The sequence below is a fragment of the Pseudoxanthomonas koreensis genome (genome assembly GCF_010093225.1).
Lineage (GTDB): Bacteria > Pseudomonadota > Gammaproteobacteria > Xanthomonadales > Xanthomonadaceae > Pseudoxanthomonas > Pseudoxanthomonas koreensis.
The window spans coordinates 1-10,944 of sequence record NZ_PDWM01000063.1 but is presented as its reverse complement, the minus strand read 5'-3'; the positions used below and the strand labels follow the sequence as shown (position 1 = coordinate 10,944).

General features: G+C 68.7%; 4 protein-coding genes and 1 pseudogene. 3 read left to right on the top strand and 2 right to left on the bottom strand.

Annotation, left to right across the window (positions count from 1 at the left end):
- Positions 1–726: pseudogene (locus CSC64_RS13425) on the bottom strand (RHS repeat-associated core domain-containing protein); the annotation flags it as partial.
- Positions 727–995: 269 nt separating this feature from the next.
- The gene (locus CSC64_RS13420) at positions 996–5,891 is read right to left on the bottom strand and encodes an RHS repeat domain-containing protein (RefSeq protein ID WP_162435838.1); all 4,896 of its coding nucleotides are present in this window, start codon (positions 5,889–5,891) and stop codon (positions 996–998) included.
- 119 nt (positions 5,892–6,010) lie between these two features.
- Between CSC64_RS13420 and CSC64_RS13415 the strand changes: the two genes are divergently transcribed.
- The 3 genes from CSC64_RS13415 to CSC64_RS13405 all read left to right on the top strand — a co-directional run bounded on the left by CSC64_RS13415 (position 6,011) and on the right by CSC64_RS13405 (position 10,343).
- Complete coding sequence (locus CSC64_RS13415) at positions 6,011–6,646, top strand: Crp/Fnr family transcriptional regulator (protein WP_162435837.1); 636 nt, start codon at positions 6,011–6,013, stop codon at positions 6,644–6,646.
- Between the two features lie 252 nt (positions 6,647–6,898).
- A complete protein-coding gene (locus CSC64_RS13410; protein WP_162435836.1) occupies positions 6,899–7,975 on the top strand; it encodes a 3-deoxy-7-phosphoheptulonate synthase in 1,077 nt (358 codons plus the stop codon).
- 127 nt (positions 7,976–8,102) lie between these two features.
- Positions 8,103–10,343, top strand: coding sequence for an AsmA family protein (locus CSC64_RS13405; protein WP_162435835.1), 2,241 nt, complete (start codon positions 8,103–8,105; stop codon positions 10,341–10,343).
- The last annotated feature ends 601 nt before the right edge of the window (positions 10,344–10,944 follow it).

Here is a 10,944-nt window from a genome sequence, read left to right as displayed (position 1 = left end):
CTGCATATACGTCAGCCCGGTACCGGCATCCATCACATGCCCCGTAAACCCCGGCCGGTTGTCGTTGCCCCGGTTCAGCATCAACCCGTACGGCTCGTGCTCGCTGCTCTGGATCGTGGTCTTGCTGCTGTTGGTCCTGGCGATCGGGCTGCCCAGCCCGTCCACGTGCAGGTACTCGATCGTCACCGTGCTGCCGCCCACCGGCTTGCGGTGCTCGGCCAGCAGCCGGCCGCCCAGGTACAGGTGCCGCACCTGCTGCCCGGCGACCTCGTCGCGCTGCCAGCGCAGCACCCCGCCGCGGTCGTACAGGCTGTACAGGTACGGGGCCGCCCCGCTGGCGCTGCCGCGCACCCGTAGCCCGTGCCCGTCGTACAGGTAGGTCGCCACCCCCGACACCTCCCGCAGCCGGTTGCCGTAGTCGAACCCGAACGCCTGCGCCCCCTTGCTGGCCAGGTTGCCCTGCACGTCGTAGGCGAGGCTGTGCACGATGGACCCGCTGCAGCTGCCGGTGCGCACCGTGCTCAGCCGGTTGCTGCTGTAGCAGTAGGCCTGGCTGCGCGCCTGCGGGCCGCCCACGCTCACCGTGGTCAGGTTGTCGAGCGCGTCGTAGCCGTAGCCGGCCGTGCCGAACATGCTGGAGGTGGCCTGGGTCAGCCGGTCGCGCGCGTCGTAGCTCATCGCCCGGGTCTGCCGGCCGCCACTGCTGTGGTCGGTGATCCCGGCCACGTTGCCGTTGAAAAAAACGGAGGAAGATTCACTTCTTTCCCATCAGGAAGTGAATCTGACCCCGTTCTCGTTCATTTTCCCTTGAATGAATTTATTCCAGCACGGATGAATATTACTCCTAATAACATCAGGCCGATACCCACTACATTTTTATAATCACCAAAATTAAATGGGATATTCGATCCTTGAGGGAAATAGCTATTACCCCCAAAGAATAAATAAGATCCAAGCATTAGCAATAGGAGCCCAATTCCAATGTATGACATAAATTATCGGTCCTTTAGCTCTTCTCTCACCACTGAACCAAGTGAAGCACCAGCTTGATTTGCAATGGAGCTTGGGGGGCTATTGACTCCTGCTGCACCGGTGATAGCTCCAGTTGCAAACTCTGCAATGGCAACTGGAGTCGCAGCAGCAGCTGATGCACCCATGGCATTGGCTGTACCCGTGCTTGCGCCAGCATATGCCACTGCCATGCTTACTTCAGATTCAACTGCCACCATTGTGCGCACGGTTGCACCTATGACTGCCCCACTCGTTGCCTCGCTGGCTGCTGCAATGGTTCCTGTTGTCGCATTGGCGACTTGCTGGGCAGCAAGGCCCGTCTGCAGGCTCGCGCTTTCCGCCGCAGCCATCACCATCGCCGGGGCCCCCACTGCCACTGCGGCGCCTGCGGCACCACCGACAAACGCCGAACCAGCCATCAAACCCACAACCTTCGCATCTCCGCGGCTCGCACCATCAATTGGCGTATGCGCGTTCTGCCCAGCCGGGGGAAGAAATCCATTGTTCACTAGCCAATTGTGAACAGGATTCATCCCATCCGGGTCAGCAAACATGTATGGATTATTGAACGCATACGCATATCGATTGAACTGCCGCCAATCCCTGCTCTCATACGCCGTCACCGGATCAACGCTGAGGAACACCCCCAACCGCGGATCCATGTAGCGCTGCTGCATATACGTCAGCCCGGTACCGGCATCCATCACATGCCCCGTAAACCCCGGCCGGTTGTCGTTGCCCCGGTTCAGCATCAACCCGTACGGCTCGTGCTCGCTGCTCTGGATCGTGGTCTTGCTGCTGTTGGTCCTGGCGATCGGGCTGCCCAGCCCGTCCACGTGCAGGTACTCGATCGTCACCGTGCTGCCGCCCACCGGCTTGCGGTGCTCGGCCAGCAGCCGGCCGCCCAGGTACAGGTGCCGCACCTGCTGCCCGGCGACCTCGTCGCGCTGCCAGCGCAGCACCCCGCCGCGGTCGTACAGGCTGTACAGGTACGGGGCCGCCCCGCTGGCGCTGCCGCGCACCCGTAGCCCGTGCCCGTCGTACAGGTAGGTCGCCACCCCCGACACCTCCCGCAGCCGGTTGCCGTAGTCGAACCCGAACGCCTGCGCCCCCTTGCTGGCCAGGTTGCCCTGCACGTCGTAGGCGAGGCTGTGCACGATGGACCCGCTGCAGCTGCCGGTGCGCACCGTGCTCAGCCGGTTGCTGCTGTAGCAGTAGGCCTGGCTGCGCGCCTGCGGGCCGCCCACGCTCACCGTGGTCAGGTTGTCGAGCGCGTCGTAGCCGTAGCCGGCCGTGCCGAACATGCTGGAGGTGGTCTGGGTTAGCCGGTCGCGTGCGTCGTAGCTCATCGCCCGGGTCTGCCGGCCGCCACTGGTGTGGTCGGTGATCCCGGCCACGTTGCCGTTGCCGTCGTAGCCGTACTCCAGGTCCAGGCGGCGGTTGGCGCTGCTGCAGGTCCCGGCCACGGCGCAGTCGGTCATCCGCAGCGGCAGGCCGCGGGTGTTCTGGGTGGCGGTGTGCACCAGCCCGTTGCCGTAGGTGAACCCCTTGAGCGCGCCGTTCGGGAAGTAGGTCACGTTGCTGGCCACGTTGACCGTGCCCCCGTCCTGCGCGGCCACCTGGGTCGCCTGGCCCAGGGCGTTGACCGTGTAGCTGGCGGTCAGCCCGGCCGGGTAGACGTGGCTGGTCAGGTGGCCGTTGGCGTTGTAGCCGTAGCCCAGGGTCCAGCTCTGGCTGGCATCGGGCACCAGTCCCTCCTGGGTCGGCAGCCGGCGCCGGTTGTAGCTGTAGCTGTGGGTGACCGTGGTGCCGCCGCTGCTGTTGTTGGTGCCGATCGTGGCCGGCAGGCCGTCGGGGGTGTAGGTCCAGCTCTGGTTGCCGCGCCCGTCCGGGAAGGCCAGGGTCTTGAGCCGGTGGCGCGCATCGTAGGTCCGGTCCACCCGCCGCGCGGCCACCGCCGGGGTGGTGCCGTTGGCCTCGCAGGCCTGGCCCGAAGGCAGCCCGGCCGCGCTCCACTTCACGTTGCCGGCGCCGTCGTAGCCCAGCAGGGTGGCGCCGGTCTCCGGCTCCACGCCGCGGCACAGCTGCTGGTAGGCGTCGTAGGCGTAATTGCGGTCCACCGCCACCGATCCGCCGGTCGGGCTGCTGCTGTTGCTGCGCCGGATCCGGGTGGGCTTGCCGAACACGTCGCGGATGATATGGGTCCAGGCACTGGCAGGGTGGGCGATGGTCACCGGGAGGTCGTTGGCGGGCTGGTCCCAGGCCAGGAAGCCGGTGGTGGTCTGGTTGCCCTTCGGGTCGGTGATCCGGGTCTGGAACTCGGTCAGGTAATCGCTCAGGGTCACCAGCAGGCCCAGTTCGCTGTCCTGGGCCACCGCGGTGGTCCGGCCCAGGGCGTCGTAGTCGGTCCAGGTGCCGGTGCTGGCGGTGTGCGCGGTGGACGGGTACGCGGCGAAGGTGACCTGGCCGCGATGGTCGTAGGCGAAGCGGCTGAAGCGCTGGGTGCCGGCTTCGTTGGCGGTGTCGTACTCGCGCACCAGCAGCGGGCGCCACAGCGCATCGAAGTAGGTCACCTTGCGGCCGTTGCCGGTGGCCACGGTCTGCCGCCAGTGCCCGGCCGGGATGCCGTACTCGGCGCTGGCGACCTGCGCGAACGCCTGGGTGGTGGTGTTCCAGGCCACGCTGTCGCCGGTGGGGTAGGCGATGCTGGCCAGCCGGCCCATCGCATCGTGGGTGTAGTTCGTGGTGTAGCCGTTCTCGTCGGTGACCGCGGTGATCCAGCCGCTGTCGTTCACCTGCACCGCCTGGGTGGCCCCGGACGGCGACTCGGGCGTGGCCGGATGCTGGATCGACTGCGGGATGCCGCGCTTCCAGCTGGACACCGTGGTCGTGTTGTTGTTGCCGTCCTTGACCGTCTTGAGCGTGCCGCGCTGGCCGCCGGCGATGGCCGAGGTGGTATCCCAGGTCAGCGTCTGCCGCAGCTTGCCGTAGGCGCTGTAGGTCAGCGGCAGCGCCCAGGTGCCGTCGTAGGTGGCCGCCGACATCACCGTGCCCGAGGCCCCGCAGCCGGCCGGCAGCGCGGTGGTCGGCGCGGTGCACGTGACCTGGGCCACCTGGCCGAGGACCCACTTGGCGGTGTTGTCGTGGTAGCTGGTCTGCTCGGTGCGCGAGGGGCTGCCGGGCAGGGTGCTGGAACGAGTGACGCTGGCCGGCCGGGCGAAGGCGTCGAAGCTGTTCACCGTGCGCGAGAACGTCACGTCCTGCTGGACCACCGTGGCCAGCTTGACCGGGCGGATCCGGGTGGCGGTGTCGTCGTCGGCCGACAGCGAGGAGCCGTAGGTGTTCGGGAACGGCGCCGCGGCGGCCTCGGCGTTGGTCATGTAGGTGCTGCTGTCGCTGCGCAGCACCGCACCGGCGGCGGTCTTGACAGTGGTGCCCAGCAGCCGCCCGCTGTTGTCCAGGTAGCGGTTGCCGAACGTGTGCTCGCGCTTGCTGCCGTCCGGCTCAGTCACCACCGTCAGCTTCTCGCCCGGGCAGCTCATGCACGGCACCGGCAAGGTGGTCCGGCCGCCGGAATGGGGATAGGCGTACTGCCACTGCTGGATGGGCAGGCCCGGTCCGCTGAGGGTCTTGCGCGCCAGCGCGTACAGGTCGAAGTGGTCGGGGATGCCCAGCACGTAGCGGCCGTCGCCGCGGCGGTTGCAGGCATTGGCCGGCGTGCCGCTGCGGTGCTGGCGCATGAAGGTGAACTCGAAGTGCCCCTGCGCCCCGGACGGATGGGTGGCCCGCAGGCCGAAGCTGTTGGCGAAGAACTCCGGCGGGGTGCAGTCGGCATCCGAACCGTCCCAGGACTCGTAGCGGGGATTGAGGCCACCGGCCCCGGAACTGGCCAGCTCGTACTGGTAGCTCCACTGGGAGGCGTCCGGCAGGGTGACCTGGGACAGCATCGGGAACCGGCGCATGCCCATGGCGGCCGGATCGGACAGGTAGGCGTAGTTCCACTCCCGGCCATGCGCGGTGGCCTTGACGATCCGGTCCCCACTCCAGGTCAGGGCGATGGCCCGCCCGTCGCTGGACGAGATGCCGGTGAGCTTGTCGCCGCTGTACTGGTAGGCCACCCAGTTGCCATGCCGGTCCTCGACCCGGCTGGCCATCAGGTACACCCGGGTCCGCGCGCGCAGGCTGCCGGACACGTCGCGCATGGTGCCGGCGCTGCGCTCGATGCCCACGTCGAAGGTGTAGCGGGTGCCGGCCGTGTCCACCGCGATGAAACCCTGGCCGGGATAGCCGTTGGAGGTGGCCGCCGTGCAGCTGAACCGGTGCAGGCTGCTGGTGCTCCACAGGTAGCTGGCCCCGTCCGACGGCACCGTGCCGCCCGAGGGCGGCAGGTACAGCAGGTCCAGGTCGCCCTCCCCCGGCAGGTGCAGGGAGGTGCCGGTCCAGATGTCGGTGATCTCGAAGGGCGTGGTGGTGCGCGGATACCACAGCGCCGAACAGCGCGAGGTGGAGCCGTTCTCGGCGGTGTTCCACTTGTAGACGCCATCGAAGGTGCCCGACAGATAGGGGACATCGAGGTCCCAGTTGCCGAACCCGCCCAGCGGCACCACCTGCTTGAACGACTCCACCTTGAAGCGCCGGCGCAGTTGCACCGGCAGGGTGGCGTTGCCCGGCAGGTCGATGTCGGTCACCGCGAACCCGGTGGCGCCGTTGTACAGGCCCACCTCGTCGCCGAACAGCTCCGAGTCCAGCGCGCCCACCTGCTCGCTGGTGCGCAGCCGGTCCACGTGTTCCAGCTGCGGGGTCAGCGGCGAATCCTGTGCGTGCAGCGGGCCGCACAGGCCTGCCGCGATCATCCCCAACGCCCATGCCGTCCGCTTCATGCGATTCCCCATGCGCCCCGTCCGCCGTCATCGCACCATGGGCCTCATCGACGAACAAGGGCAATTTTTCACACCATGGTCGGGATGTGCGTGCGTGCGTTTGCAGATAGAGTCCCGCCATGGCCCCGTCCGCCGACCGGCTCCCGCCCGACCTGATCCGCCTGCTGGCCGAGCGGGGCGATGTCCGGCAGGTGGCGCGGGGCGGGATCGTGATCAGCGAAAGCGATGTCTCCGAATGCCTGTTCGTCCTGCTGTCCGGCCGGCTGAAGGTCTTTACCCGCGACGAGCGCGGTCGCGAGGTGATCTACGACACCCTGGAGTCGGGCGAGATGTTCGGCGAAATGTTTCTCGACGGCGGCCCGCGCTCGGCTTCGGTCAAGGCCCTCACCCAGGCCGAGTGCCTGGAAGTGCGCGGCAGCGAAATCCGGGACTTCATGCGACGCTATCCCGGGTTCTCCGAATCGCTCGTGATCAGGCTGATCAAACGCCTGCGCCATTCCACCGGGCAGATCCGCAGCCTGGCGTTCGACAGCGTGTTCGTCAGGACCGTGGCCGCCATCGATGGGCTGGCGCTGACCGATCATGGCCAGCGCTTCCTGCCCGCGGACGTAAGCCAGCAACAGGTGGCCGGCCGCATCGGCGCGACCCGGGAGATGGTCAACCATGTGTTTCGCGATCTGGTGCGTGGCGGCTTCCTGGTGCGCGATGCGCGGCGAGGGTTCGTGATCCCGGGGCCGCTGCCGCGGCACTGGTAGTGCCGGCAGCGCCGCCGTTGCCCTTGTAACGGTTGCGCGGGCCGTGAGTGGCTGTTATCAATGACGCCGTGAACACGCAGCGCGCCTCCTTCTACTTCTGGTACTACTTTCCCAAGCCACAGGCGGAGGAAGGGGTACGCGCGTTCTGAAGTTCGACCAGAACACACCCCCGAAAGCCGCCAGAGACCCTGGCGGCTTTTTTGTCGCCAGCCTCCGGCGGGAACACGAGACACGATCCCCAGGAGCACCACGATGGCCCCCCACACCGACGACCTGCGCATCCGCCGCATCGACGCGCTGGTCCCGCCCGCGCAGCTGATCGCGGAAATCCCCTGCACCGACCCGGTCTCCGACACCGTCGCCGACGCACGCCGCGCGCTGCACCGCATCCTGCACGGCCACGACGACCGCCTGGCGGTGGTGATCGGCCCGTGCTCGATCCATGACCCGGTCGCGGCGATGGAATACGCGCGCCGCCTGCGCCCGCTGCGCGACACCCTCGGCGACGCGCTGGAGATCGTGATGCGGGTGTACTTCGAGAAGCCGCGCACCACGGTCGGCTGGAAGGGCCTGATCAACGACCCGGACCTGGACGGCAGCTTCAACATCAACAAGGGCCTGCACGTGGGCCGCGCGCTGCTGCGCGACATCAACCTGCTCGGCCTGCCGGCCGGCTGCGAATACCTGGACACGATCTCGCCGCAGTACATCGCCGACCTGGTGGCGTGGGGCGCGATCGGCGCGCGCACCACCGAGAGCCAGATCCACCGCGAGATGGCCTCGGGCCTGTCGTGCCCGGTGGGTTTCAAGAACGGCACCGACGGCAACGTGCGTATCGCCGCCGACGCGGTGATGGCGGCCTCGCACCCGCACCATTTCCTGGCCGTGACCAAGGAAGGGCGCTCGGCGATCGCGGCCACCGCCGGCAATCCGGACGGGCACGTGATCCTGCGCGGCGGCAGTGCGCCCAACTTCGACGCCGCCGGCGTGCAGGCCGCCAGCGAGGTGCTGGGCAAGGCAGGATTGCCGGCGCGGATCATGATCGACGCCAGCCACGCCAACAGCGGCAAGAACCCGGACAACCAGCCGGCGGTGGTCGAGGACATCGCCCGCCAGCTCGAGCGCGGCGACACCCGGATCATCGGGGTGATGGTGGAAAGCCACCTGGTCGGCGGCCGCCAGGACCTGGTCGACGGCGTCGCCCCGGCCTACGGCCAGAGCATCACCGACGGCTGCCTGGACTGGGAGCGTTCGCTGCAGGTGCTGGAGCGACTGGCGCAGGCGGTGCGCGTGCGCCGCGCGCAGGGCAAGGCCGACGTGGCCGCCTGATCCAGGGGCGTGCCGCAGGGCGATCCGCGTGCCCGGCCGGGTACGCGTTGCGTACTTCCACGCATGTGCACGGCGCCCGCATTCGCGGTAGCGTGCGCAGGCCCCCGCCGCAGGAAGCCCGTCGACCATGGAAGCACGCACGCGCACATCTGCCACGGCACGAGGGGTGATCCAGCGCTGGTGGGCCGCATGGCTGGCGTTCTGGCGCGGCCGTCCGCGCTGGCTGCGACGCACCGTGTGGACGCTGCTGGTCGCCTATGGCGTCTACCTGCTGCTGGGCAACCTGTTCCTCAACACGCCGCTGGGCACCTGGACGGCCAACCGCAAGCCGGAGAAGTTCCAGGCGCAGTGGGGCCCGGCAGTCACCCTGTTCCCCGGGCATGTGGTCGTCCGCGACGTGCGCCTGCAGGGCCAGGTGCGCAACACCGCCTGGGACATCCAGGCCGAACGGGTCCGCGGCCGCCTGGCGCTGTGGCCGCTCCTGCGCAAGGAGGTGCGGGTGCCTGCGATCGTCGCCTCCGGCGTCACCGGCGGCGCGCGGCACGTGCGGACCCATCTTGAACCGCCGCCGCCGCGGCCCGGCGGCTGGACCCTGCTGTTCGAGCGGATCGCCGCCGACCACGTGCGCCGCGGCTACTTCGACGAGCTGGTGCTGGAAGGCGACGGTACCGCCACCTTCGGTTTCTCCAAGCAGCTGCGTGGCGGGCCGATGCAGATCCTGCCCTCGTCCTTCCGTTTCGACGACGCGCGCCTGCTGTCCGACGGCAAGGAGTGGCTGGACGGGATCCGGATCGGCGGCGGCTTCTCGATCGATCGCCACACCCGCGCCGAGGCCCCGGGCGCACGCAAGCTGCTGCTTACCGACGGGGTGGTGTCGGTGGATGCGGAGGGCGCCTCGCTGCGCGGCTACTTCGACCCGCAGGGGCACTTCCGGGTCGCGACCGTGCAGGGCGGCGGGCAGCTGCATGCGCGGCTGGAGATGCGCGACGGCGTGCTGCAGCCCGGCGGCACGGTGAGCTGGACCGCGCCGATGCAGGGCGTCGGCCTCACCGGCGCGGCGCTGGGCGGCGAGATGATGCTGCAGGCGAGTGTCGACGACGACATCGTGCTGCGCCTGCAGGTGCCCGAACGCGCCGGCGGCGCGCTCGACCTCGACGCCGAGCTGCGCCTGCAGGGCCGCCAGCTGCCGTTGCAGGGCGATCTGCACAGCGTGCTGCCGCGCACGTCCGGGCACGTGGTCGGGAACTGGCACTTCCAGTCGCTGGCGTGGGTGCCGCGGATGTTCAATGCGCCGCCCTGGCTGGAACTGGACGGGTCCGGCGACCTGGTGGCAGACCTGCGCCTGCAGGAAGGGCGACCGATGCCCGGCAGCCATGTCGAACTTCCGGACGTGGCGGTGGCGGCCACGGTGATGGACAACCTGATCAGTGGCCAGGGTCGCGTGCGCGCGGACCTGGGCACGGGTGAGTCGGGCCGGCTGCAGACCAGTATCGGAGTGCAGCTGGAGCGCTATTCGATCGCCGCGGTGCAGGCGGCGTCCACGCCGTATGCCAAGGGCGACGACCTGCGGCTGGACGTGACCGTCGAGGGCGTGCCTTCGCGCGGCAACGGCCTCGGCGCCACCCATGCGCACCTGCGCTTCACCGGCGCGCAGGTGCCGGACCTGCGCGTGTACAACCGCTTCCTGTCCGGGCAGATGCGCATCGAGGGCGGCAGCGGCACCGCCAGCGCGGACCTGCAGCTGGACGGCGCCGGCGGCATCGGCCATGGCACGATCGGCGTGCAGGGCCATGGCGCGCGCATGTCGATGGGCGGGCGCGACCTGCGTGGCGACGTCGCCATCGACGCGCGCCTGAAGAGCGCGGACCTGCAGCAGCGCCAGTTCCACCTCGACGGTACCGGGGTCCGGCTGGACAACGTCAGCTTCCGCAACGCCGAGGGGCAGTCGCGGCAGGGCTGGTGGACCCGGGTCGACCTGCCTGCCGCGCGGATCGACCTGGCCGCGCCCGATTCGGTGTCCGGCAAGGTCAAGGTGCAGGCGCGCGACGCCGGCTTCCTGCTCGACCTGTTCGGCGGCGCCGACGGCTGGCCGCGCTGGATGGACCGGCTGGTGGACTCCGGCCAGGTCCATGCCAGCGCACAGGTGCACTGGCAGGGCGACACCCTGGTGCTGGACGACGTGCATGCCCGCAACGACCGCTACCAGGTCCAGGCCCGGCTGCGGTTGGCCGAAGGCGACCGCCGCGGACATCTCTACGCGCGCATGGGCGTGCTGGCGGCCGGGATGGACCTGCGGAACGGCCAGCGCGACATGCACCTGGTCGGCGCGCGCGAATGGTTCGAGGCGCAGCCGGCGCTGTTGCCCTGAGCCGAGGCGGGGCGTGTAACCGGTGTCACATCGATGGTTCCGCGTATTCAGTTTTCTCGGGAAAAACCACCGAAATTGAACCTGGCGGTGTTGTTTTGCAGTGCAGCGTGCAAACCGCGTAACGAGTCCTTCACGATGGCCCCGCATCCCGACGTGGGGGAGGGAGCAGGCCCGCTGGCAGTTCGCTGCAAGCGGGCTTTTTTGTGCCTGTCTTCCGGGGTGGCTGAATCGTCGGACCGGGCAGAGCCGGATCGGGGGGCAGGGAGAGCAGAGCAGAGGCATCCGATTGCGTCGGCTCCGGTGGGGGCCGCCGTTCTGCCGCACTGGGGGTCGTCGCTCACGTCGGCGTCCTGCCTCAGTTCGCGAGCGCGGCACATCCCTGTGCCGCTCGACCCCCAATGCGGCAGAACGACGTCCTGTCGCGGCGTTGCGGGTATGGCTTCGTTAGGCCAATAGAAGCCACGCCCCCGAAGATCGCGAAAGGACGCCGTACCTTGGGTATATGGCCCAAGTGGCACATGGATGTGCCACGGCCCTGAGTAAAGACAGGATGTCGTCCCGAAGGGTGGGCCATATACCCAAGGTGCGGCGGCCCCCGCCG

Excerpts from the sequence above, each read along its gene's own strand:
- CSC64_RS13405 (WP_162435835.1), top strand. The coding sequence starts at position 8,103 with ATGGAAGCACGCACGCGCACATCTGCCACGGCACGAGGGGTGATCCAG.
- CSC64_RS13410 (WP_162435836.1), top strand. The coding sequence starts at position 6,899 with ATGGCCCCCCACACCGACGACCTGCGCATCCGCCGCATCGACGCGCTG.
- CSC64_RS13415 (WP_162435837.1), top strand. The coding sequence starts at position 6,011 with ATGGCCCCGTCCGCCGACCGGCTCCCGCCCGACCTGATCCGCCTGCTG.
- CSC64_RS13420 (WP_162435838.1), bottom strand. The coding sequence starts at position 5,891 with ATGAAGCGGACGGCATGGGCGTTGGGGATGATCGCGGCAGGCCTGTGC.